Below are 23,744 nucleotides of genomic sequence, written 5' to 3' on the forward strand. Positions count from 1 at the left end.
ATGCTGGATCTCCTGTTTGTTATCCCCTTATTACCACTAGTTTCGTCTATTTTATTGCTGTTGCTGGCCGGTCGTTTGTCTGCCTTGCAGGTTGCGTTGCTGGGGGTTGGTTCTATGGGGTTGGCTGCCCTCATCACTGCATTGGTCGGTTGGGAATTTATCCAGACCGGAGGAGAGGCCTATCAGCAGGTGTTATTCAACTGGCTACCCATTGCCGGTGCACCTATTAATCTGGGTTTGTATCTGGATCAGCTTTCATTGGTGATGACTTGCGTGATAGTTGGAGTTGGCTGGTTGATTCACTGGTACGCGTCGGCTTATATGTTTAATGATAAACAGGTGCAGCGCTTTTTTGTATATATGAACCTGTTTGTGTTTGCCATGCTAATGCTGGTGCTCGGTGATAATCTGATTTTGCTGTTTTTAGGTTGGGAAGGTGTGGGCTTATGCAGCTTTCTGTTGATTGGTTTCTGGCAATACGATCCCGATAATGTAAAGGCGGCCAAGAAAGCCTTTATTGTCACCCGCGTCGGTGATACCGCCATGATGATTGGCTTGCTGATGCTGTTTCAGTATTTCGATACGCTAACTATCCCCAATATCTTGTCTCAGTCTGAATTAGTTGGTAACAGTGTTCTGTGGTGGGCATGTTTGCTGCTAGTCGGTGGTGCGGTAGGTAAATCAGCCCAATTACCGTTACAAACCTGGTTGCCCGACGCCATGGCCGGACCAACCCCAGTCAGTGCATTGATCCATGCCGCCACTATGGTCACCGCCGGTGTTTATTTGATTGCCCGCATGCAGCCGTTGTTTATGCAGGTGCCACAAATTCTCCAAATCGTCGCCTGGATAGGCACCTTGACGTTGTTGTTAGCTGGGTTTGCGGCGCTGGTACAAACCGATATCAAACGGGTATTGGCCTATTCGACTATGAGCCAGATTGGCTATATGTTTTTGGGATTAGGTGCAATGGCATACGACAGCGCCATATTCCACCTGATGACCCACGCCTTTTTCAAAGCGCTGCTATTTCTGACCGCTGGCAGCATTATCGTCAAAATGCATCACGAACAAAATATCTTCAAAATGGGGGGGCTGTATAAAAGCCTGCCGTTGACCTCGACTTTTTTGTTGATTGGATTGCTGGCACTGGTGGCGGTACCGGGCTTTTCCGGTTTCTTCAGTAAAGAGGCTATTCTCGCCGCAGTGTGGCAAGCCGATACGACCAGTTCGTTGCTGTGGTGGATGGCAGTATTCGGCGCGTTTTTGACCAGCGTTTATAGTTTTCGGCTGCTGTTTATTGTCTGTTTTGGTCCTGCATCACATCCACCAGAAGATGGCGATTTCAAGTTTTCCAGCCAGTTTGTTATTCCGTTGATGCCGTTGGTGCTTTTGGCGATAGGGGGCGGTTTTATTGCACTGGATTTCAGTCAGGTGTTTGGCCCTGCGCAACATGAACATCTGCCATTGTGGCTGGAATTAACCCCCATTGGCGCGGCCTTGGTGGGGCTGATCGTTGCCTGGCTGGTTTATTTCCCCAAAGCAAAAGCACAGGCTGGGCAAGGATGGCTGCACCGGTTTTTACTGGGAGGACTGGGTTTTGATTGGTTGTACCAACAAATTTTTATCCGACCATTACAGTTTTTTGCCCGGATCAATAAATCTGATGCCGTGGACTATGTTTATCAATTTATCGCCTGGTTTAACTTGAGTCTTAATGAAGTGCTGGTGTTAAGTCAAAACGGCAAGCTGCGCTGGTATCTGTATGGCACGTTGGCCGGCACTGCACTGATGTTAGGGGGGCTGCTATGGTGGCGTTAAGTTATCTGATCTGGTTACCCCTGATTGCCGGTGCGGTGGCCTGGTTTAGCGAGAAAAAATTTCCTCATAGCGGAAATTGGGTCAGTTTGGTCAGTTTAATAGCAATATTGGGTTTGAGCTTATATCTGGCTATGCAAGGAGATAGCCACCTTAGCTGGAACTGGTTTGCCCGTTTCAATATTCATTTCGCGCTGCTATATGATGGTCTGGCTACGTTAATGGTGGTGTTGACGCTGTTGCTGGCAATTCTGGCGGTCGCCGTTTCATGGCATGAAATCAGCGTTTATCGCGGCTTTTTCCATTTTAATCTGTTGTTTAGTGTGGCTGGCATTTTGGGCGTGTTTCTGGCCGATGATCTGTTTTTGTTTTTCCTGTTCTGGGAAGTCATGTTGATCCCGATGACCGCATTGATTCTGATTTGGGGGCATGAAAATCGCCGTTACGCCGCCATCAAGTTTTTTATTTTCACCCAGGCCAGCAGCTTGTTAATGTTGATAGCGATAATCGCCCTGGCGTTATTTAATCAGCAGGCCACCGGTGAATTGAGTTTTAATTTAGCCGTATTGCGGCAGCTGGAACTGCCCGAACAGAGTCAGTATTGGTTAATGCTGGGCTTTTTTATCGCTTTTGCGGTGAAGTTACCTTCGGTTCCTTTGCATACCTGGTTGCCTGATGCGCATACTCAGGCGCCTACTGCGGGTAGTGTGCTGCTGGCAGGTATTTTGCTCAAAACCGGTGCTTACGGTTTGATCCGTATTGTTTTACCGTTATTTCCCGCCGCCACTATGCAGTTTGCCCCTGTTGCAGTCACATTGGGTGTAGTCAGTATTGTTTATGGGGCGTTAATGGCCTATAGCCAAAGTGACTTCAAACGCCTGGTGGCGTACTCCAGTATCAGCCATATGGGTTTTGTGTTGCTGGCATTATTCAGCTGGCATGAAGTGGCGTTCCAGGGAGCTATCCTGACCATTGTGGCGCATGGTATTTCCAGCGCTGCATTGTTTAGCATGGCAGGTATGGTGCAGCACCGTATTCATTCTCGTGAACTCGATAATATGAGCGGCCTATGGGCCAGTGCGCCCAAAATGGCGACGGTGACGATTATTTTTGTGATGGCCGGTATCGGTATGCCAGGACTGGCTAATTTTAACGGCGAACTGCTGTCGTTACTGGGCAGTTTTCAGGTTTTTCCAGCTCTGACGATTATTGCTACGCTTGGCATTGTGTTGTCGGCGGTTTATGGGCTGCATCTATTTCAAAAAGCTTTTCAGGGACAGGTTAAGCGGCAGGTAGATGATCTGAGTGGCCGTGAATTACTTTACACCGGCTTAATGGTGATAGCACTGCTGTACTTCGGCTTACAGCCTCATATCATACTGCAAATGCCAGAATCCTTTATGCGCCATTTGCTGGAAATCGGCCAAGGAGTGCAGCCATGAGTTTGCAGCAATTATGGTTAATGTTGCCAGTGTTGGTACTTAGTCTGGGTATTATCGTGCTAATGCTGCAAACCGCCTGGCGACGCAACGCAGTCTTGGCACAGAGTCTGGCGATTCTCAGCCTGTTTGGCAGTTTTGTTGCACTAATCTGGCAATTTCCTGTCGGCAATCAGGCGATTACGATCTTGTTTGAATATGAGCCGGTCGGCGGATTCTTTTCAATTCTGCTTTTAATGGTCAGCCTGTCTGTGGCGTTGCTGCAAGGTGCTTATATGGGCCGCGATAGCCGCGAGGTGAGTGAAGAATTTTATCTGCTGTTATTGCTTTCCTGTCTGGGCGGCATGTTGCTGGTGATGGCAAAACATGCGGCCTCGGTGGTTCTGGGTATCGAATTGATGAGTTTATCGATGTTGGCCATGCTGGCGTACAACCGTGAGCGCAGCCTGGCTCTGGAAGGCGCAATTAAATATCTGTTGTTATCCGGAGCGGCCACCAGTTTGTTATTGCTCGGTCTGGCATTTCTCTATGCGACCAGCGGCTCACTATTACTCAGCGAAATTATGCAATCGCCCATGTCACTATTGGCTAAAAGCGGCTTTGTACTGCTCATTGCCGGTCTGGCGTTCAAATTATCTCTGGTGCCATTGCACTTCTGGACTCCGGATGTCTATCAGGGCGCGCCGGTGAATTCGACTTTGTTGCTTACCAGTTTGTCTAAAACGGCAGTTTTTGCGCTATTGATCAAGTTGATCCTGATTATTCCACCAGAATTTGAAGCCGACCTGATCCGCATGCTGAGCTGGATGGCGATCGCCAGTATGTTATTAGGCAATTGGCTAGCTTTGCAGCAGCAAAGTATAAAACGTTTGATGGCCTATTCGGCCATCGCGCATATGGGTTATGTGCTGGTGGCCGGTATTATTGCCATGGGAATCGACCACAGCCTGGTACTGGAAGGCGCCAGCTATTATCTGCTGGCTTATCTGGTGGCGTCGATTTTGATTTTCTCGGTGTTAACCATGTTGTCCCGTCTGGATGATCAGCGAGACTTAGACAATTTGTCACAGTTACAAGGTCTGTTCTGGCAACACCCCTGGCTGGCGACCATTATGGCGCTGGCGTTTTTCTCATTGGCGGGGATGCCGATTACTATCGGTTTTATTGGTAAATTCTATTTACTGACACTGGCGATTAAGTTGTCGGCCTGGTGGTTAGTATCAGCGATGCTGATCGGCAGTGCTGTCGGTTTGTATTATTACTTGCGGGTGATATTTAGCTTATTTGCCCCTGCTAGTAACGATATCCCTGATGTCCCCAAAGCCTTTGCCAGCAAGATCTGGCTGAGCGTGATTGCGGCATCGTTGTTAGTCCTGGGTTTAATGCCTGGGTTATTAGGCAATGAATTACGAGCTATATTGGGGATTGGATAACGGGTAAAAACAGCCGCGAGTAGCAAGCTTCGAGCGACGGGATAAATCTATTTTAAAATCTTCTTGCTGAGTGTTCACTTACTTCAGGCGTATCAACAAAAAAGCCCCATTGATAGTGCTATCAATGGGGCTTTTCTAGAATGCCAGGGTTGCTTATTTTTTAGAATAAGACTTAACAAAGCGTTTGATTGACTGACCGTTGCAGTACAGGTCATTCATTTTCCAATGGCTTAAACCTAAGGCTTCAATACCTTGCTCAGCAGCTTGAACACACAGCTGTGATTCTGGCTTCGCATCCGCAGCAACCATTTTTACCGCTGCAGGTACTGTTTCTTCAGCAATAGTGTTGTATTTGCGGGCAAATTTCCCAATCTTCATGCCGTTACACAAGGTATTGTGGCTGAAATCTGCAAATTCAACTTTGGCAGTTTCGATACCTTGTTGTGCAGCAACAACACATACGTTGCTGTAAACACTTTGGTCGGCAGGAACAAAAGAATAGCTCGATTGTGATGCGATAGAACTCATGGATATAGCTAAAGTAGTCATTGCGATCAGTGTGTTTTTCATATTGGCCTCTACAACAAAAATTAAAGTGAATGATTTTTCAAAAGCTGGATGCATTATAAACGTCAAGGACAAAAAATATACTAAAAATGTAATTTAATTACATGAAAGTCGGAAAAAATAAGCCTGAATTGGCTGTTTTAATAAGTATTTAACAACTTTAATGTAATTAAATTACACAATGTGATGTTCCTTTACTTTCAATACATTAATTTTCGTTAAAAATCAGTGCCTATCAGTCTGGTTTAAAGCGTTTTTGCTAATTCGGTTTGGGCATCATTCAATTATTTGTGCCAGTCTTAATATCCTGGATTTTGAGCGAAACTCATTCAACTGTGATTCAGAGGATTACAAAAAGGGGAAACGAGATGATTGGCCGCAACATATTATTTATCGTATTTGCCTGCATCGCATGGTTATGTTCGTCGGTGTTAGCGCAAGAGGCTAAGCTGCCATCTTTGACCAATATTGAGAACTGGCAGGTACCCTGGGGAGGGCGTCCTCGCGACCCTTATGTTGCTCCTTCAGGGGATATCTGGTTTTGTGGTCAGGAAGGTAATTACATTGGAAAACTGACCGTTGAAACGGGCGAATTTAAGCAATTTGCAGTGCCGGATGGTAGTCACCCGCATAATCTGATCGTCGATAAACAAGGTTTTGTCTGGTATGCCGGTAATCGCAATGGCCATATCGGCAAACTGGATCCTGAAAGCGGAGATATTACGCGTTTTGATATGCCTGAAGCGATAATTGATCCTCATACTTTAGTGTTCGATATCAAGGGGGATATCTGGTTTACTGCCCAACATAGCAATGTGATCGGTAAATTGACTGTGGGGAACGGTAAGGTACAGTTTGTAGCTGCCAACCAGCCTGGTTCCCGCCCTTACGGGATAAAAATAGACCCCACTGGGCGGCCGTGGGTGGTAATGGTCGGAACTAACAAACTGGCAACTATCGATCCGGATAATTTCTCGTTAACCGAGATTAGTATTCCCCGCGAATCGGCTCGTCCCAGACGATTGGAAATTACCTCAAATAATCACATCTGGTACGTTGATTATGCACAAGGTTACCTGGGACGTTATGTAACTGACACAGGTAAGTTCACTGAATGGCAGATGCCGTCAGGAAAAAACAGTCATCCCTACGGTACGGCGCTGGATAGAAATGAGCGGATCTGGATTGCCGAAGTTGGCGTTTACCCTAACAAGTTGGTGGGATTTGATACTCGTCAGGAAAAGTTTGTCAGTTCAGGTCTGATCACGGCCGGTGGTTCGGTGCGACATATGTTTTATGACGAAAATAATCATGCTATCTGGTTTGGGGTTGATGTGGGCGTTATCGGTCGGGCGACCCTTTTACCCTGAATGTCTGATAACTTTATCAGACATTCAGCGATTCTTATCACGATCATTCCTTTAGTAACCTTACTGCTTGCATGGAAATAGTTAAGCAGGCATAAAAGGTTTAATCATGTTTTCGTGGAGGATGATATGTCATTTCAACCCGAACTTTCTCGCCGTAGCTTGTTGCGCGCCAGCGCGGCAATGTGTCTTGGCTTGCTGGCAAAAGATGTATTGGCTGGTGGTGCAACTACGCTAAACCGTATTAAAGGGGGGCCGGTACGCAAAGGCCAGATCCTAACCCGTGAACAAATGCAGTTATTGCGTGAATTGATCGAAGTGATTATTCCTGCTACAGACACATTGGGAGCAGCCGGAACCGATACTCATGGCTTTATCGATGATCAGCTCGCTCACTGCCGCGACCCGCAAGAAAGTCAATTATTTATAAGCCGTCTGGATGAGGTGGCAAAGATCATAAAGTCCCATTGGGGGAAAGAATACGGGGCGCTAACCGGCGAGCAAAGAATTGTAACCATGACCGCCTTGTCTAAAGGACAATCTCCCTTTTCCAGTCACTATATTGACTGGTTCTATCAGTTAAAGGCAATCACCGTGATGGGATATTACTTATCCGAAGTCGGTGCTAGCCAGGAACTGGTCTACGATCCGGTGCCCGGTGGCTATCGCAGTGATTTCAAAGTGTCCGATAACCATGGCAAAGCCTTTTCGGCAGCTTTTTATTCCAACTAACCATGTCGACAACTGTTCTGGTAGGTAGAAGTAATGATTGATCCGTTTCTGGTGACAAAAACTAATAAAAATTATGATGCCATTGTGGTGGGGTCCGGTATTTCCGGCGGCTGGGTGGCGAAGGAATTATGTGAAAAAGGCTTGAAGGTGTTGATGGTCGAGCGTGGCCGTGCGGTTCGCCATCAGAAAGATTATGTGGGAGAAGGTAAAGCGCCATGGGATATGCCACATAGCGGATTTGTCGAGCATAATCTGATTGAAGATCAGTTTCATGTCCAGCGCAAATGCTATGCATTTAACGATATGACCAAACAGTTTTTTGGTAATGATCGAGATTATCCCTATCAAACCGAACAGGGTACCCAGTTTGACTGGATCCGCGCCAACCAATTGGGCGGGCGTTCGTTATTATGGCACCGCCAGTCATTTCGTTGGAGTGAAATCGATTTTGAAGAGAATCTGCGTGATGGCCATGGTACCGACTGGCCGATTCGTTATCAGGATCTGGCTCCCTGGTATTCCCATGTGGAAAAATTTGTCGGTATTTCCGGTAGCGTAGAAAACATTGCTACCTTGCCGGACAGTGAGTTTTTGCCTCCTTTCGAGCTAAACGCAGTAGAACGATATGCCAAGCAGCAAATTGAGAAAAAATACCCTGATCGAAAAATGATCCAGGGACGTTGCGCCCATTTAAGTGAACCGACCCAGTTCTTTCTCGATCAGGGACGTTATAAATGCATGGCGCGTAATGAGTGTCAGCGGGGTTGCTCTTTTGGGGCCTATTTCTCGACGTTAAGCTCAACGCTGCCTGCTGCCATCAAAACCAACAATCTGCAAATTGCCTGTAATAGCGTGGTGCACAGCCTGATTTATGATGGCAATAGCAACCGGGTGACGGGTGTTAATGTGATTGACGAGCAGACAATGGAAACCCGTGAATATCATGCCAATATGGTGTTTATGTGTGCCTCGACCATCGGCACGGCACAGATTATGCTGAATTCTACCTCTGAGCATTTTCCTACCGGTATCGCTAACTCATCAGGTGTACTGGGACGCTATCTGATGGATCATATATACAACCCTAGCGCCAGCGGCGAAATAGAAGGTTTTGACGACGATTATTATAAGGGTCGCCGTCCTACCGGGCCGATTATTCCGCGCTTCAATAACTTGCAAAAACAAACCGACAAATTCTCGCGCGGCTACTTTTTACGGGGAGGTGCATCACGCTCTGGTGTATTCCACGCAATGGATAGTGATGAATTTGGTGCCAGTCTGAAACAAAAAATGCAGCAACCGGGACCTTGGCATTTTGGTTGGAGCGGCTCGGGGGAGATGTTACCCCAATATGACAACAAGGTGACTTTGCATACAGAGAAAGTGGATAAGTGGGGCATGCCGCAATTGCTGATTGATTGTAAATGGGGCGAGAACGATAAGCTGATGATGGAAAAAATGGCTGATGATTGTGTTGAAATTCTTGAGGCCATCGGCGCCAAAAACATTAAAAGACGTATCAGCGATGCTCCGCCGGGTCTGGCCATTCACGAAATGGGCACGGCCAGAATGGGTCGCGATGCGAAAACATCGGTATTAAACGGCAATAATCAGTGCCACGATATACCTAATCTGTTTATTACTGATGGTGCCTGTATGCCCTCATCCGGGCATGTGAATCCGTCGCTGACCTATATGGCGCTGAGCGCCCGAGCCGCTAACATTGCAGTAGATTTGTATAAACAAAAGCTCATTTAAAATAAAGAATTAATATTCTTGTAGCTATAAAATATAGTGGTGGTACATCAATGTACCTTGTTACAGCAAAGCACGGAGTTGTAGAAAAGCATTGTTTGCTTTTTCCACAGCTCCGTGATTTTTTTTGCATGTTTAATTGAATTGATATCAAGCCTGTTTAGAGGCAATCCATTTATCCACTTGAGCTTCCAGTACACTTAGCGGTAACGGCCCGTTTTTAAGTACCACATCGTGATACTCGCGAATATCAAATTGATCACTCAAGGCTTTTTTGGCTTTCTCACGTAATTGCAGAATTTTCAGCATGCCAATTTTGTACGCCGTTGCCTGACCTGGCATGACAATATGCCGTTCTACCATTTTAACGGCATCACCCAGCGGATTGGGCGTGTTTTGTACGTAATAATCAATGCCTTGCTGACGAGTCCACTGTTTATAATGGATACCGGTATCGACCACCAGTCGACAAGCACGCCACAACTCCATGGCCAGGCGTCCAAAATCGTCATAAGGGTTACCGTATAGCCCCATTTCTTTGGGGGTAAACTCGGAATATAAGCCCCAGCCTTCGGTGTAGGCGGTGTAGCTGCCATACTTACGGAACTTGGGAATACCTTCCAGTTCCTGAGATATGGCCAATTGCATATGATGACCGGGGATGCCCTCATGATAGGCCAACGCTTTCATTTGATAGGTGGGCATATCTTGCATATTGTAAAGATTGGCATAGTAAATACCGGGACGGGATCCATCTGGTGCCGGCCGGTTGTAAAAGGCTTTCCCTGCCGATTTTTCGCGGAAGGGCTCTACTCTTTTGACGATCATGTCCGCTTTAGGTAAGGTCAGGAACAGTTCATCCAGACGACCTTTTACTACATCGATCAATGTCTTGGCTTCATCCAGATATTGCTGGCGCCCCTCGTCGGTATTCGGGTAATAAAACTGCTCATCTTCGCGCATAAACTGGAAGAAAGCCTGCAGATCCCCCTCAAACCCTACTTGTTGCATAATTTCGTGCATTTCATTGTGAATACGGGCAACTTCATCCAGGCCAATCTGGTGAATTTGCTGGGCGGTCAAATCCGTGGTGGTGTAGTTCTTTAGTGCATTGTTGTAGAAGGCCGCTCCATCGCGGAATTTCCAGGCCCCGTCACGATCATCGGCCTTTTTCTCCAGTTCCACCAGGTAGGCAATTAATTTCTGGTATGCGGGAACCACATGCTGGTCTATGGCCGCTTGTGCCTGACTAACCAATTCGGCGCGTTGGTTATCATCCAGATCGGTCAGGTCATTCACTTTTTTACTGAAGTCGTCAATGATAGTGCTGTCCTGAATAATATTTTTCGAGTCGCGTATCACATGCTCAAACACAAATTTGGGCGGAATAATGTTCATATCTTCACGGGTCTTCAAACCGGTCAGCAGGTTATCAAAACGGGGTTCAACCCCAATCAGCCGGGAAACGTAGGCTTTGGCATCGTCAACTGTATCGACACGGTGAAAGTTGATTAGAAATGAGGGGGTATCGGATTGCATACCAAACATCTGGTTAACCGGGTAGTTATGAAAACGCCATTTAAAGTCACGGATTTGGCGTTCAGCTTGTTCAACAAATAAGTCGTAGCTCAATTGGGTTTGGGCATCCAGTGCGTCGTAATTAATGGTGTTCTGTAATTTTTCCAGATCCTGACGGGTAAACTCCAGCTCCCGCTTGGCGTTCTCGTCGGAATTATCATCCCATTTATCATTATCCGATTTCATACCCAGATAGGTTTGATATTCGGGTGAGCGGCTAACGCTTTGGTTAAACACCTGCTCAAAAAAAGCATTAGCTTTTTCACTTTCGCTGGCAACTTGCTTGGCACTGTATTCAGTGGCTTGCTGTTCTGCACCAGTTTTGGCTGTGTTTGGGCTATCTGTGGAAGGTGGTTGTGAGCAGCTTGCCAGCAGTAAAACGCTGGACAGCATACAAGCGAGTGGTGTTAATTTCATTTTTGCCCCCATTATTTCTTCTAGTTGTAGGATAAAAGCATAAAGCATCCAGAATAAGACATTGTGGGTCGGAAAGAAAATGTCTTCAGGTTAAGATATGTAACGATTGTTAAACTGAACCGAAAACAGCCGAGGTATTTATGTCGATGACACCTTCAACCATGTTGCAATTGGGCACATCTGCTCCGGATTTCTGCTTGCCCTCTACACAAGGTCATTCAGTCAGTCTGGGTGATTTTAACCAAGCTAAAGGTTTGGTGGTGGCTTTTATCTGCAATCATTGTCCTTATGTAATCCATATTGCCCCTCGTCTGGCAAAACTGGCGGCGGAATATCAGCAAAAAGGTATTGCATTTGTGGCGATTAACAGCAACGACACCGAGATGTATCCCGCCGATAGTATGGACAATATGATTGTTGAGAAAAGTAAAAGAGAATATACATTCCCTTACCTTCTTGATGAGTCACAGCGAGTCGCACAGGCTTATTCCGCTGCTTGTACGCCAGACTTGTATTTATTTGATGGACAACAAAAACTGGTTTATCGCGGCCAGTTTGATAGTAGTCGCCCGCATCGTATTTCATCCGGTAATTATGATTCTTCAAAAAACCAGGCCACAGGAGAGGACTTGCAACGGGCGATGGATCAATTACTAAATCAGCAGCCAATAGATGATAAGCAAATACCCTCAATCGGCTGCAATATTAAATGGAAAGTGGGTAATGAGCCGGACTATTTCGGTTAATTAACTTAAATTCGGAACAAACCGCTTCTCGATACGCTATTTTTGCGCCTGACGGCGTTGGATTTTCTGGCAATAGCCCGCTATTACGTACGAGAATCCGCCTTGCTATCCACAACCGGACAAGCCCGGATCGCGTCAGTCAGGGTGCGAAAATCCTCGGTAGCATGAAAATCAACAATATCCCTCGGTGGCAACTTGCTGTCAGGGTTACTTACGGCTAACAAGTGAGCAATGCCAAATTGTTTGGCGGCATTGAGTATGGGCAAACTGTCATCGACAAATAACGTGCGCTTAGGATCAAAGTTAAGGTGATGATGTAATTGCTGCCATAAGGATTGCGATTCTTTGCTTACTCCAAATTGGTGTGTCGAAATCATCTGATCAATATGCTGATCCAGCTGGGTTCGCTCTACTTTCAGCGATAAACTGTCGGGATGGGCGTTAGTCACAAGCACCACTTGCCGCCCGCTAGTTTGCAAGGCGTCCAGAAAAGGTACTGTATCATCACGCATACTGATGAGGTGCTGAATTTCCCGTTTGGCCGCCACAATATCCAGTTTAAGTATCCCGGCCCAATAATCGAGGCAATACCAGTCCAGAGTACCGGCTACTTTAATAAACTCAATATCCAGCCGCGCTCTGGCTTGTGCCAGGGAGAGACTATTATTGGCGGCGTACTTGCGCGGGATATGCTCCATCCAGAAATGGTTGTCAAAATGCAGATCCAGCAAAGTACCATCCATATCCAGTAAAACAGTGTCAATTTCGTTCCAGGTGAGCATAGGCATTTGAAATAAGAAAAGTTATAGTAGCTGGGCGAGTCATTTTAACGTGTAAGGTTAATGAGTAAAACAGCAGCGACTAAAGTTCTTCCGATTATCCACCACCGTGAACAGATCGCCAGCACTAAAATATTCCGTATTGAAAGTCTGGATCTGGAATTCAGTAACGGCGTCACCCGCCAGTATGAAAGGATGGCGGGTAGTGGTCGCGGTGCTGTAATGATGATCCCGTTCATTGATGAACAAACATTCTTGTTAGTTAGAGAGTATGCTGCAGGAACAAATTCATATCAGTTGGGTTTCCCCAAAGGGCTGATCGATCCGGGAGAATCGCCGGAGCAAGCCGCTAACCGCGAATTGAAAGAAGAAGTGGGTTACGGCGCCCATCAACTGGATTTTTTACATCGCCTGCAAATGGCTCCTACCTTTTTCAATTCCACCATGACCATCCTGATTGCTCGCAATCTGTTTCCGGAACGATTGCCAGGCGATGAGCCTGAGCCGCTAGAAATTGTGCCCTGGAAGGTCAATCAACTAGAATCATTATTGGCACAGGATGATTTCACCGAAGCACGCAGCGTAGCCGCATTACTGCTATTTGAACGCTGGTTAAGGAGTAAATAATGCCAGATGGAGACACACAAAGGTTATTGGAAATTGCTAAACAAGCCGCGTTGCAAGCTGGTGCTGCGGTTTGGGCTATTTATGATAGCGGCGATTATGAAAGTTACAGTAAGTCGGACGACTCGCCCGTTACCTCTGCCGACTATAAAGCCCACGACATCATCGAATCTATCTTAAGTGAGCAAACTCCGGACATTCCGATTATGTCCGAAGAGCAAATCAATGCGCCGTTGTCGGAACGCCAGGACTGGGACAGATATTGGTTAATTGATCCCATTGATGGTACTCAGGAATTTGTCGCCCGTAGCGGTGACTTTGCAGTGAATATTGCCTTGATTGTGAACAACCAGCCGGAAATCGGCGTGATCTACTGGCCAGCCGGTAATGCATTATATTTTGCCAGCAAAGGGCAAGGCGCCTTTAAGGAGAGTCCAAGTGAAAACGGGCAGATCCATGTGCGCCAGTTTGAAGATCCGGAAAATGATGTTGTGACCATTGCAATCAGCCGGCGTCAGTCCCGCGAGAAGGTGTTGTCACGCTTAACCGACAGTCGCGTGTTCCATACCTTGCCTCTGGGTAGCTGTTCTTTGAAAGCTTGTTTTATCGCCGAAGGCAAAGCGGATATTTTTATGCGTTTAGGTGTCACAGGGGAGTGGGATACTGGCGCGTCACAATGTATTGTCAGTGAAGCAGGTGGCAATATTGTGGCAGTGGATTTTAATCCGCTCACTTATAATCAGCGTAGCGTACTGACTAACCCCAATTTTCTTGTGCTGGGTGACCAGCAAGTAGATTGGAATACTATTGTTCAATATTACGAGTAAGGAATTATGAGAATTATTAGTCTTGTTTCAGCACTGTTAGTTTCAACCTCCACATTAGCCGATTGGCAACTGGATCCGGCTCAATCTACATTAAATTTTTTATCCACTAAAAAAGCCCAGGTTACCGAAGTGCATCAACTCAAAACCATGTCCGGTGCGCTGGATGAGTCAGGTAATGCCACTGTTGAGCTGGATTTAAGTTCGGTAGATACCGGGATTGAAATCCGCAACCAGCGGATGATTCAGTTTCTGTTCGCGACCGACAAGTTTCCGGTAGCGAAAGTTAAAGCCAAGGTCAGTGATGAATTACTGGGTTTAGCCGCGGGACAATCTAAAGCCACCACTCTGGCTGCCGAACTGGATCTGCACGGAATGAAACAGACATTGCAACTGGCAGTGACGGTAACGGGACTGGCTGATGGCGGTTTACAAGTCACAACAATTAAGCCCGTGCTGATCAGCAGCGCCGATTTCGGTTTAACTGAAGGTGTCGAGAAACTTAAGTCTCTGGCAGGGCTGGATAGCATTACCCTAACCGTGCCGGTGACCTTTAACTTGCAGTTCAAACAATAAAGCTTTCCTTTGATATATGGCTCCGGTTTTGCGGAGCCAATTCATTCGTCCCCACATTGCTTGTCCCTGACGTCTATAATGTGCTTTGGGTAGTGCAATAGAAAAGGATGTCAATTATGGCGATTAGCCTTGTTGCATCACTGCAACAGCAATTCGGGTTTGAGCAATTCCGTGACGGTCAGGAGCAAACAGTTCAGCAGTTAATGAATAACTGTTCTTCTTTAGCGATTTTTCCTACCGGATCGGGAAAATCCTTGTGTTATCAGCTACCCGCCATTCATTTACCTCACTTAACCCTGGTGGTATCACCTCTGCTGGCCCTGATGAAAGACCAGTTAGGATTTTTGGCCGCAAAAGGTATTAAAGCGGCCAGTATTGATTCTACGATAAGCAGTGAGCTACATCAGCAAATCATCTCAGATGTGCGCAGTGGTGCGATTAAAATACTGATGGTTTCGGTAGAAAGGTTCAAGAATGAACGTTTTCGTCAGTTTATTCAGTCAGTGCCGGTGTCGATGCTGGTGGTGGATGAAGCGCATTGCATTTCTGAATGGGGGCATAATTTTCGCCCGGATTACTTAAAACTGCCAAGTTACCGAAAAGAGTTAACTATCCCGCTGGTACTATTACTCACCGCGACAGCCACTAAAATGGTCAAACGGGACATGGCGGAGCGTTTTGATATTGCGCCCGAACATGTAGTGCAGACCGGATTTTATCGTGCCAATCTGGATTTGGCAGTGATCCCGGTATCTGCCAATAACAAGGAGCAGCAATTACTGCAACAGGTCAGCCAGCAACAAGGTTGTGGTATTGTTTACGTGACCCTGCAAAAAAGTGCCGAACAGGTTGCCAGTTATTTACAACAGCAGAATATTAACGCGGTGGCCTATCACGCCGGACTGGATGATCAAGTTCGACAGCAAATCCAGTCAGAATTTATGCGCGGTACTATCCAGATTGTGGTGGCGACTATTGCTTTTGGAATGGGTATCGACAAGTCGGATATTCGCTTTGTTATTCACTACGACTTACCTAAGTCGATAGAAAATTACAGCCAGGAAATTGGTCGGGCCGGCAGAGATAATCAACCATCCAACTGTATTACCTTGGCCAATCTCGACGGACTGAACACCCTGGAAAATTTCGTTTATGGCGATACACCAGAAAAGCAGGGCGTTGCTGCTGTCGTTGCACAAATAAAACTGGGAAGTGATAACAGCCGTTGGGAATGCCAGCTAACCAGTTTATCCAATGACACCAATGTACGTCAGTTACCGCTAAAAACCCTGCTGGTACAAATGGAAATGCAAGGTGTGATACAGCCGCTTTATTCCTACTTTGCTGATTTTAAATTTAAATTTTTACAACCCGAAGCAGAAGTCCTGGCCCTTTTTGATGAGCAGCGGCAGATATTTTTAAGCGCCATATTTGCTCATACCCAATTTAAAAAAGTCTGGGGAACGCTTAATTTTGACAGTTTAATTGAGCAGTACCAGTTTGACCGCAAGCGGGTGGTGGCGGCATTGGATTATTTGCAGGAAAAGAACCTGATCGAACTAGAAACCAAACGTATTACTGATGTGTACCAGGTTGATACGGAAAAATTGCAAGCGACCGAACTGGTCGACAATTTGCACCAGCATTTTATTGAAAAAGAGCAAAAAGAAATCAAGCGCATTGCCGCATTGGTACGCTTTTTTGAACTGGATCGCTGCCTAAGCCGCAATTTGTCCCTGTATTTTGATGACCATCAAAGCCCTGAACATTGTGGACATTGTTCAGTCTGTCGTGGTCAAGCGGCTAAATTAGAGTATTCAATGCCATACAAATGGCCAGAACAATCGACAATGGCAGAAGCCATTAGTGAGTTTCAGCAGCAAGTTGCCAGCAAAACCGGGCAGCCGATTAGTATTGAGATGTATTGTCGTTTCTTGGCTGGTATTAGCACACCTTATTTTACCCGTTTTAAAGTACGTCAGATGGCTGGTTTTGGTTTATGTGAACAAGCCCGCTATGCTGATATACGCGAGCGAGTTATTCAGATTTTGACTGAAGCAAAAGAATAAAGAACATATATTCCTTTATGAAATATATGCTCTTGAGTGAATAGACAAGTTTTAAACCGTGCCTTTAGCACATTGTTTATCGTAGATTCGTTCGCTGACGTTAAAGTTACTTAACATCTTGGTTGCTTTGACTTCGGATACCGGCTTACCGCTGTCGAGATCTTGCAACCATAAGTAGGTCAAATCATTTTCATCATGGCGTTTAATTGCAACATGTTGACCCGGTTGCAAGACAGCTTCCAGCAGAAGGTATGTACTACTCATCATCTGGCCTCCACCGCGACTAATTAATATGTCATTTCCAAAATTATTATAATCAACTGATCGGATATAAATTTTGTGTTTAGTCGGTGGTAATGAACGAGCTGATTCTTGATAAGGCGCTATATGCCGCTTAAAGCACATTAACTGCGCGACTTCTGTTACGTCGTCATTTTTGTATTTATAGTTTTCAATGGTGACCATATCGGCTTTATCCGCGCTTCCGAAGGGAGAATAAGCGCATCCGGCTAACGTGATAATAAGTAAACCGGTTAACCCTTTTTTCCAACTTTCCATTGACTTTCTCCTTGTTAACTAAGCAGCCCTATCGTATTGATATACTAAAAATACTTTAGCAGCTTATCCATTATTATCAATTGCCTGTTTTTAGCACTTTTTTGTTTGCCCACTCAGTAAAGACAGAGTCAGCCTAAGTAAATAAAGAGTAAAGACGCCAATATGCGTGAACTCGACTGATTAGGATGACTCTGATTGCCACTCAATGAGTTTTTCGATTCAACATTTGTCTTGTGCCTATCGACCAGTTGAACCTGTTTAGCCAGACATTGGTATCCATTCGCCAAGCATAAAACGACATATTTACCGGAGATACTATGAAGTTTAACCAAACGGCCTGTCGGCTTATTCATCACCCTTTGCTGATTGTCGCTATCTTGGCGCTGGCGCTCACCGGATGCGGCTCGGGTAGTGATGATGACGCAACGGGATATATCAAGTTTTATAACGCAGCCTCAAACGCTCCGGCTATCTTTATGTCGATTGACGAGGACCTGGACGATGATCCTGATGACGAAATCGAGCTGACCTATAGTTCGGTTGCTTATGCCCAGGTAAGTGCAACGAATGAACTGGAAAAAGGTAAATACTATGTTGAACTCGCTTATCAGGATGAACAAAGTACTGACAGAAGCGATTTGGCGCTTATCTATCAACAACAATTGAAGATCAACAAAGATCAAATCAAATTTGTTGTGTTGACCAATGATATTCGTGACCCGAACGTACTGACCTATGACATTGATATTGTCGACGATGACGAGGATAGCGATGATGATCTGTTTAACCTGCGTCTGCTCAACTTAAGCTCTCAATACGACACTGTCGATCTGTATGTGTCTAAAGATAACGAGACATTCAATGAAGCCGAACTGATTGGTACGGTCAACTATGAGGAATTGACTGACAATCTCAAGCTGGAACAGGATCAATACATCTATTACATCACCTTACCCGGCAGTACCGAGGTGCTGTATACCTCGGATGATATTTCGTATGCGTCCGTCAATCAGTACATCATTGTTATACGCGATAATGCCGGTGTAGGTTCATCTCCATTCAGCATTGACAGCATCGGTAACAACGGTGTGACGGAGCTAAACGACATCGATTCCGAATCGACCTTCAGCTTTTATAATGCGATTGCAGTCGACGAGCTGGATAACAGTTTGCCCGGTTATCAAGGACAGGTAGATATTAACGTCAGCCTGAAAAACGATAATTCACTCAGTATTTCAAACTTGGCAGAGGGGCATTTTAGCGAATCCACGACAACAGCGAATGGTGATTACAACTTTGATGGTCTGAATTCGGACAATGGTGAAATTTATATCCGTAAAGCACTGCTAAGCCTGAAGGAGAATGCCGACAATGCCATCTTCTTATACGGCCAGAAAACCGCGGTAGACGAGGACGGCGATGGTGTGGTCGATGAGAATGAGGACGGCATTGTTGACGCATACGAAACTAAAATCAAGTCGATGGCGGTAACCAAAAACAATAGTACCAGCTTGTATAACCATACGATGAAATTAATCAACCTGACAGACTCAGATGACTTTAGCCGCGTGACTTTTTATTTTGTAATGAATAATGAAAGTATCACAACAGCTGAAAATAGTGCCTCAGTTCTGCAGGAAAAAACCTCGTCTGTTTCATTACTGAACAACACCTACGACGTTTATGCCGTTGCGGCCATTGATGGTACTGACGTTATTCTGGATACCTATTACCTGGTACTGGACGAAGACAGTGAAGACCAGTTTGTTATTTTTGAGTCTGATACCTCTGCAGCATCCGGTTTTAAAATGACGTTTGTTGATCAACAAGCAGCGCAATAGCAGCCCCAGTTAGCGTATACGGTTCTGTCAACGCAGCCTTATACGCTGACCTTTTCTGCCGGTAACAAAATAATCGGATTGCTCAAACGATCTCCGGATGGACAGGTGCGCGTGACTTTGGTGAAAAAGAAACACGACCTGTCCGGCCAATTGCAGATTAAGCAGTTTAAAAGTTAGGATTTACAATGAAAAAGACAAATATGGCGGCTATCTTGTCATCTTGGTTACTGATGGTGAGCAATGCCCATAGTGCGCAGTATCGAGTGGTCGAATTGCCTGTAACGGAGTTGGGAGAAAGTACTTATCCGTCGGCGATGAATAGTGCCGGCGAAATCACAGTTAATGTCCAGTCCCAGTATAATCCGCAGATAGATATAGATTTACTGGACTTTTCATCCACTGCCTTAACCAATAATCTGACTGACGTCGAAGCCGCTGAGTCCGGCGATTTTAGTGATAGCGATTACCAGTACCTATACTCTTATATTGTCTCCAATGCTGAAAACCAGCTATTTCAGCAAATAGCCAGCCTGAATAGTTATGTTGCAACAGATTCCGGCAGTGAAATCATTCACGGCTTCGATACTATCAATGCGGATACCGGCGCGTATAACAACAGTGCCACTACCCAGGTGAGGGGAATAAATGACTTTGGTTATAGCGTTGGTATAAGTCAGGACGGTTTTTATAAAGTTAACTACACCACTGAAGCAGTTGAAGATTTAACTTATGTTGTAAACGACTTTTACGCGCGCGGGTTTGTGAAAATGGATGGTGAGGTAATTGAACTCGCGCCGCCAGATACTGCCGGCGGCGGACTAAGCGATGCCTATGACATTAACAATAATAATCAGATTGTAGGGATAGGCACAACAGAATTGGCAACTGATACGTTTCAAACCAGTATCAATGCTTGTGAAGATCCTGATGAGCGTGGAGATATTCCGCTTGAATCTTGCCTGCGGACGTTGAATATAACCCTTAATTCAACAGTCAGTTCGTTGTTCCAGCGTCGTGGGATTATTTGGCAGGTCGATAGTAAAGGTAATATCACCGATACCTATACACTGGGAATGCTGATTACACCAGATGAATCCGATACGACTATCTATACCAGTTCTGCAGTGGCGATCAATGACTACGGGGTGGCTGTGGGTCAGTCCCCGGCTTTCTATCAGGATTCCACCAGTTTAACCACCGCCGCGGCGATCTACTTGAATAACAAGGTGTTGACCATTAATCAGGACGACGAGGATGAAGTTAATGTGATGCTCAGCAGCACCGCGACAGATATTAACAACGATAATATCGTGGTTGGCTATGCAACCCGAAGTATTGCCGGAACCGCCCGCACCAAGTTCTTTGTGCATGATGTTGATGCGGATCTCACCACCTATCCTGATGACTTCTTTGCCAGCTCATCCAGTGTGGCCACTGCGGTGAATAATCAGGGCATGGTGGTGGGGTATGGTGAATCAGAAGTTAGCACGGGAGAACGACGCTCCGAGGGTTTCCTTTATGACTATAAAAACGACATATTTAACGGGCTAAATACCCTGATTGCCTGTGATTCCCCTTATACCATCAGACAAGCCAATGCGATCAACGACAACAACGAAATCGCCGCCACCGCAATAGTGAGAAGAGCGCAGAAAGATATCAAGGGCGAGGACATAGTGGATAGTAACGGTGCCACTACCGAGGTTGATTATATTGTCGCGGTGAAGCTGGTGCCAATTGCCGGAGGTTCAATTGATAATTGTGATGAAAGCGGTACTTATGTAACCAGACAAGGCGGAAGTTTGGGGTGGATACTGATAATCCTGGTACTGGGTGGATGTATAACAAGGGTTGAAGATCTAAATATATTCGTAGCAGACAGGTTCCGTCGCTGGAGCTAAGCTGATGGAATCTGTCTGATCTATTACCGGTTTTTAATCATCAGCCATACCGCCAGCATCACCATGCTTAATCCTGCCAAGTGAAATAAAGTGAAGGCTTCGCCTAGCCAGAATACCGCCACTACCGAGGTGATCACCGGGCCGCAGGTGCCGACTACACTGGTACGCTCTGGCCCCATTCGGCTAATCGCTTCTGCTACCAGAAAAGAAGGTACCACTGTGGCGAAAATGGCAATCAGCAGGGTAAGCAGTAATGCCTGATTGCCCACATTCAGCGCGCTGATCGAATGTGTCAGGCTGAAATGGATCAGAATCACTATGCTGGCAGACAGCATAGCGATACAGGTAAACATTAAGCTGCCTACTTGGGCGATTAGGGGTTTACTCCATAGCGTGTACACCGCAAAGCTGACTGCACCGATAAACACCAGCAGTGTACCGAGTAATACGTCATGTCCCAGGGTTGCCATATCGTGACCAAATATCAGCAGAATACCGGCATAGGACAAACCCAGTATCAACCAGATGTTGCGTGGCATCGGTGTTTTAAATACCCAACGGGACAGCAATACAACAATGGTCGGGAAACAGAACAGCACCACCCGCTCCAACTGAGCACTGATATACTGCAGTGCCATCAAATCCAGATAGCTGGCAACGTAATAACCGAGTATCCCCAATCCCAGAATAACCGGCATTTTTGTTATATACAGTGAGCGTGCGAGAGGGTTCTTTTGCCACAGATATAGCCCTACAGCGAAATACAGCGGAGCGGCAAATAACATACGCAGGGCAATGAGCTGACTGCTGTCGACGCCAAGCAAATATACTTGCTTGATCAGGATAGGTTTCATCGAAAACATAAAAGTCCCGGCTAGCGCCAGCAAAACTGCAGATGCAAAGGACGATTGTTTTTCAGCAGACATTGAGTGCTCCTTTTTAACCCGGGTTGTAACGGGATTTTGGCGGAGCTCTTAGACACTGGTCACGGAACCCCGCAACCAGTTTAGATGTTCAGATCACAACATCATCCGGCTGCATCTTGGCAGGCCAGAGTTTAATCATAATGTGTGAACGAACGGCAAATAACATGATCAGTCTTATCAATCTTTATCTAGAGGTTTAAATTACCTGTAAAAACATTGAGTTGCCAGATAAATATGACTTTAAAAGTAAAATATTGCGACGAGGTTGAGAGATTCGAGCTGGAAGACAATATTTACCATAGGGAGACAAAGTTCGCGGAGAAAGACATAGCCAAGATTCGCGAACTTCATAACCTATAGTTTTGATTGTCATCCCTGCATGGTTTTGAGCAGGGAGCCAGTAGCGGGCGTCAACTATCTACACACTGACTCAAGATTTAACGCCAGTTTTTAATCTTATGTCCTTTGGCGGCATAAAACAGGATAAACAGATAACAGGGGATCATCATCAGGTAACCGTGTTGACCGCCAAAATGGTCGGATAACACCCCGAACAGAATTGGCATAATCGCACCACCGGAAATACCCATAATCAGTAAAGCAGAACCTTTAGGGGTCAGTTTACCTAGGCCATCCAGGGCCAACGGCCATACTGCAGGCCAAACCACAGCGTTGGCAAAACCGAACATGGCGACAAAGGTAACTAAATCGGGCAATACTTGCATACCGGACCAGCCCCACAAGGCTTCCGACACTATGGTTGATGCCGGATCTGATACCACAATTAGCAGCGAAATCACCACACCCAAGGCAGCAGACCAGAGCAGCGCTGTTTGTTGGCTTAACAGACGTGGTATCAACACCAATCCCAATGCATAACCAAACAGCATAAAGCCCATAGTAAAAGAGGTCAGGGTGGTGGCGTTAGCGACACCCAATTGTGAACCAAACAGTCCAATGGTGTCACCGGCGATGACTTCAACACCTACATACAGGAATATGGTTACCGCACCTAAAATCAGATGGGGGAATTGTAAAACCGAACTTTTGTCTGCGGCTAATTCAGTGCCGGTATCTTCAGAAACATCATGTTCCAGCTCCAGTTCCGGCAAACTGGATTTTTTAATAAAAGCAGCGGCGAGTAGCCAAACCACAGCGCCACAGATATAAGGGATAACTAAACCGTTGGCGAGTTCGTCGATTTGCGCCAGTCTTTCTGCTTCGGGCAACGCATTGATTGACGCCATAGTGACATGTTGTAAATCTCCGACTACCAGAGCAGCGAAGAATAGCGGGGCCAGTACGCCGGCGCCTTTGTTAAGTAAACCCATAATAAAAATGCGCACGGCGGCGGTTTCTTGCGGACCGATTTTCACGATGTAAGGATTCGCTGCGGTTTGCAACAAAGTCAGGCTGGTACCTACCACAAACTGGGCAAGCAAAAATAGCAGGAACGAATGGGTTTCGGCGGCGGGAATAAACAGCAAAAAGCCGGCCGCCACCATAACCAGGCCAATCGAGATCGAATTCTTGTAGCCGGTGCGTTCCAGTATCCAGGCCATAGGTAATGCCATAACGGTGTAGGCAATATAAAAGGAGCTGGCAATCAGCAATGCTTCAGTTTGTGATAAATCACACACAATCTGCAGGAACGGAATGAGTGCACCGTTAAGCCAGGTGATAAACCCGAAAATAAAAAACAGTAAACCGATTAACGCGATCGGCACAAAATTATGCCTAGCTTGGTTGGGTTGTACAGCGGTTGTTTGCATAGCCAGTTCCTTAATTGTTATT

Annotated in this window: 19 protein-coding genes; 13 read left to right on the forward strand and 6 right to left on the reverse strand. The window is 45.9% G+C overall.

Annotated features, from left to right (window positions below):
- From nuoL to V1467_RS00905, 3 genes are read left to right on the forward strand one after another with little or no spacing between them, the layout of a single operon-like run.
- On the forward strand, positions 1-1,821 hold the full coding sequence (gene nuoL, locus V1467_RS00895) for an NADH-quinone oxidoreductase subunit L (protein ID WP_416306927.1): 1,821 nt from the start codon (positions 1-3) through the stop codon (positions 1,819-1,821).
- A complete protein-coding gene (locus V1467_RS00900) occupies positions 1,809-3,260 on the forward strand; it encodes a complex I subunit 4 family protein (protein ID WP_416306928.1) in 1,452 nt (483 codons plus the stop codon). The genes nuoL and V1467_RS00900 overlap by 13 nt, the downstream gene beginning before the upstream one ends.
- The gene (locus tag V1467_RS00905) at positions 3,257-4,690 is read left to right on the forward strand and encodes an NADH-quinone oxidoreductase subunit N (protein ID WP_416306929.1); all 1,434 of its coding nucleotides are present in this window, start codon (positions 3,257-3,259) and stop codon (positions 4,688-4,690) included. Before V1467_RS00900 ends, V1467_RS00905 begins: the two co-directional genes overlap by 4 nt.
- Before the next feature lie 153 nt (positions 4,691-4,843).
- On the opposite strand, the gene V1467_RS00910 is transcribed toward V1467_RS00905, so the two are convergent.
- Complete coding sequence (locus V1467_RS00910; protein ID WP_416306930.1) at positions 4,844-5,314, reverse strand: hypothetical protein; 471 nt, start codon at positions 5,312-5,314, stop codon at positions 4,844-4,846.
- Between the two features lie 311 nt (positions 5,315-5,625).
- Between V1467_RS00910 and V1467_RS00915 the strand changes: the two genes are divergently transcribed.
- From V1467_RS00915 to V1467_RS00925, 3 genes are all read left to right on the forward strand, one after another.
- Complete coding sequence (locus V1467_RS00915; protein WP_416306931.1) at positions 5,626-6,627, forward strand: lyase; 1,002 nt, start codon at positions 5,626-5,628, stop codon at positions 6,625-6,627.
- A gap of 126 nt (positions 6,628-6,753) precedes the next feature.
- A complete protein-coding gene (locus V1467_RS00920) occupies positions 6,754-7,356 on the forward strand; it encodes a gluconate 2-dehydrogenase subunit 3 family protein (RefSeq protein ID WP_416306932.1) in 603 nt (200 codons plus the stop codon).
- Between the two features lie 33 nt (positions 7,357-7,389).
- Positions 7,390-9,114 carry a GMC oxidoreductase gene (locus V1467_RS00925; RefSeq protein WP_416306933.1) on the forward strand — a complete coding sequence of 575 codons (1,725 nt, stop codon included), beginning with the start codon at positions 7,390-7,392 and terminating at the stop codon, positions 9,112-9,114.
- Between the two features lie 147 nt (positions 9,115-9,261).
- On the opposite strand, the gene V1467_RS00930 is transcribed toward V1467_RS00925, so the two are convergent.
- On the reverse strand, positions 9,262-11,106 hold the full coding sequence (locus V1467_RS00930; RefSeq protein ID WP_416306934.1) for a DUF885 domain-containing protein: 1,845 nt from the start codon (positions 11,104-11,106) through the stop codon (positions 9,262-9,264).
- 146 nt (positions 11,107-11,252) lie between these two features.
- Here V1467_RS00930 and V1467_RS00935 point away from each other — a divergent pair, with 146 nt between their 5' ends.
- Entirely contained in the window at positions 11,253-11,852 is a 600-nt protein-coding gene (locus V1467_RS00935) for a thioredoxin family protein (RefSeq protein WP_416306935.1), read from the forward strand.
- Between the two features lie 83 nt (positions 11,853-11,935).
- Here V1467_RS00935 and yrfG read toward each other — a convergent pair whose 3' ends face one another.
- On the reverse strand, positions 11,936-12,640 hold the full coding sequence (gene yrfG / locus V1467_RS00940; protein ID WP_416306936.1) for a GMP/IMP nucleotidase: 705 nt from the start codon (positions 12,638-12,640) through the stop codon (positions 11,936-11,938).
- 54 nt (positions 12,641-12,694) lie between these two features.
- On the opposite strand from yrfG, the gene nudE reads away from it, so the two are divergent.
- The 4 genes from nudE to V1467_RS00960 all read left to right on the forward strand — a co-directional run bounded on the left by nudE (position 12,695) and on the right by V1467_RS00960 (position 16,724).
- Entirely contained in the window at positions 12,695-13,258 is a 564-nt protein-coding gene (gene nudE, locus V1467_RS00945; RefSeq protein ID WP_416306937.1) for an ADP compounds hydrolase NudE, read from the forward strand.
- Positions 13,258-14,082: a 3'(2'),5'-bisphosphate nucleotidase CysQ gene (gene cysQ / locus V1467_RS00950; RefSeq protein ID WP_416306938.1), complete on the forward strand. Its 825-nt coding sequence runs from the start codon at positions 13,258-13,260 to the stop codon at positions 14,080-14,082. The genes nudE and cysQ overlap by 1 nt, the downstream gene beginning before the upstream one ends.
- 6 nt (positions 14,083-14,088) lie before the next feature.
- Positions 14,089-14,655, forward strand: coding sequence for a YceI family protein (locus V1467_RS00955; RefSeq protein ID WP_416306939.1), 567 nt, complete (start codon positions 14,089-14,091; stop codon positions 14,653-14,655).
- Between the two features lie 116 nt (positions 14,656-14,771).
- The gene (locus V1467_RS00960; protein WP_416306940.1) at positions 14,772-16,724 is read left to right on the forward strand and encodes an ATP-dependent DNA helicase RecQ; all 1,953 of its coding nucleotides are present in this window, start codon (positions 14,772-14,774) and stop codon (positions 16,722-16,724) included.
- 51 nt (positions 16,725-16,775) lie between these two features.
- Here V1467_RS00960 and V1467_RS00965 read toward each other — a convergent pair whose 3' ends face one another.
- Positions 16,776-17,282, reverse strand: coding sequence for a hypothetical protein (locus V1467_RS00965; RefSeq protein ID WP_416306941.1), 507 nt, complete (start codon positions 17,280-17,282; stop codon positions 16,776-16,778).
- A gap of 317 nt (positions 17,283-17,599) precedes the next feature.
- Between V1467_RS00965 and V1467_RS00970 the strand changes: the two genes are divergently transcribed.
- Positions 17,600-19,123, forward strand: a complete 1,524-nt coding sequence (locus V1467_RS00970; protein WP_416306942.1) for a hypothetical protein — start codon at positions 17,600-17,602, stop codon at positions 19,121-19,123.
- Positions 19,124-19,308: 185 nt separating this feature from the next.
- Positions 19,309-21,024 (forward strand): DUF3466 family protein, encoded by a 1,716-nt coding sequence (locus V1467_RS00975; protein WP_416306943.1) that lies wholly within the window; start codon positions 19,309-19,311, stop codon positions 21,022-21,024.
- Between the two features lie 23 nt (positions 21,025-21,047).
- Here V1467_RS00975 and V1467_RS00980 read toward each other — a convergent pair whose 3' ends face one another.
- On the reverse strand, positions 21,048-21,950 hold the full coding sequence (locus tag V1467_RS00980) for a DMT family transporter (RefSeq protein WP_416306944.1): 903 nt from the start codon (positions 21,948-21,950) through the stop codon (positions 21,048-21,050).
- 437 nt (positions 21,951-22,387) lie between these two features.
- Positions 22,388-23,722 (reverse strand): sugar MFS transporter, encoded by a 1,335-nt coding sequence (locus V1467_RS00985; protein ID WP_416306945.1) that lies wholly within the window; start codon positions 23,720-23,722, stop codon positions 22,388-22,390.
- Positions 23,723-23,744 lie beyond the last annotated feature (22 nt).

This window comes from Neptunicella plasticusilytica, from assembly GCF_047922965.1.
GTDB classification, from domain to species: domain Bacteria; phylum Pseudomonadota; class Gammaproteobacteria; order Enterobacterales; family Alteromonadaceae; genus Neptunicella; species Neptunicella plasticusilytica.